This is a genomic window from Polaromonas sp. (assembly GCF_030682935.1).
Taxonomy (GTDB): Bacteria; Pseudomonadota; Gammaproteobacteria; order Burkholderiales; family Burkholderiaceae_C; genus Polaromonas.
Genome location: NZ_JAUXNA010000052.1, coordinates 1 through 1,697, shown reverse-complemented (window position 1 = coordinate 1,697; position 1,697 = coordinate 1). Strand labels below are relative to the sequence as shown.

Here is a 1,697-nt window from a genome sequence, read left to right as displayed (position 1 = left end):
CTCTTGCGTCGAAAGCTGCTTCTTTGGAAAGCAACTTCGTCAGCGAAGCCGCCAATCATAGCACCGCCCAAAGACATGTTGAAGAAAATTCTTAAAGAAAACGCCGGCACCTCCAGCCCTTGATCTGTACCGCGCCTACATCAGCGGTCTGACCATATCCAGAGCACCAGTGGCAAGCGGCAGGATGAGCCCGCTGCACTTGACATGCATCCCATTGCGACAGACCGTATCAGCAAGGTCAGCCGGCCCACCACCCACCACCGTGCACGCGCCGCTGACAGCGCCCTGAGAAAAGATTAAATCCCGACTATCCGCGCTCAGTTGCCAGCACCCGGATAATCCCTACCCTATATGGCACTAATTACCCTTCTGGACGCTCAACTCGCTTTTGGGCACGTCGCACTGCTGGACCACGCAGATTTCTCACTTGAAAACAACGTACGTATTGGCCTGATTGGCCGCAACGGCACGGGCAAGTCGTCCCTGCTCAAGATCCTCGCCGGCATCGACAAACCCGACGACGGCACCTTGCAACTGCAGCAAAACCTGCGCATTGCCTATGTCCCCCAAGAGCCCAGCCTGGACCCCCACGCAACTGTGTTCAATGCCGCCAGTGCGGGATTGGCCCGGACCCGGCATGTGGTCGAGATGTACCTGGCGGCCGACGAGCACACTGACCTGGACGCCCTTCAGTCCGAAATAGAAGCGCTGGACGGCTGGAACTGGGAGCAGCGCGTCGAGGAAACCCTGCACCGCCTGCATCTGGACAAGGACGCCATCGTCGGTTCACTCTCCGGCGGTACCAAAAAACGCGTGGCGTTGGCCCAGGCGCTGGTCGCCAGGCCCGATGTACTGCTGCTCGATGAGCCAACCAACCACCTGGACCTCGACTCCATCGCCTGGCTGGAAGAGCTGCTGGTCAATTTCAACGGCAGCATCATCACCATTACCCACGACCGGGCCTTTCTGGACCAGGTCGCAACAGACATCGTCGAACTGGACCGCGGCAAGCTGCGCAGCTACCCGGGCGACTTTGCCCAGTATCTGATCCAGAAGGAAGATCAGATGGCGCAGGAGGCCGTCATCAATGCCAAGGCCGACAAGCTGCTGGCACAGGAAGAGATCTGGATCCGCAAAGGCGTGGAAGCCCGACGGACCCGCAGCGTGGCGCGCATTGGCCGCCTGGAAGTCCTGCGCGAAAGTCGCGGCGCCCGGCGTGACGCTGTGGGACGCGTCAACCTGGACGTTTCCAGTGGCGACAAGAGCGGCAAGATCGTGGCCGAGCTCACCAATGTCACCAAAACCTTTGGCCACCCAGGCGCCGAGAAAATTATCGTGAACGGGTTCAGCGGCACCTTGCTGCGTGGCGACAAGGTTGGCCTGCTGGGCCCCAATGGCGCGGGCAAAACCACGCTGCTCAAGCTCATTCTGGGCGAGCTGCAACCCGACGTGACCCTGCCGCCCGGCAAGGTCCGCCAGGGTGCCAATCTGCAGGTGGCTTACTTTGACCAGATGCGCGATGCACTGGACTTGGACGCCACGCTGGAAGACTTCATCAGCCCCGGCAGCGAATGGGTCGAAATCAATGGCCAGAAAAAGCACGTCAAGAGCTATCTGACGGACTTCCTGTTCTCCCCTGCGCGTGCCAACTCACCGGTGCGTACGCTGTCAGGCGGGGAGCGCAACCGCCTGCTGCT

At 60.5% G+C, this 1,697-nt stretch carries 1 protein-coding gene; it reads left to right on the top strand.

Annotation, left to right across the window (positions count from 1 at the left end):
* Positions 1 to 351: 351 nt before the first annotated feature.
* A partial coding sequence (locus tag Q8K05_RS01825) for an ABC-F family ATP-binding cassette domain-containing protein (RefSeq protein WP_305244838.1) occupies positions 352 to 1,697 on the top strand: 1,346 nt, incomplete at its 3' end.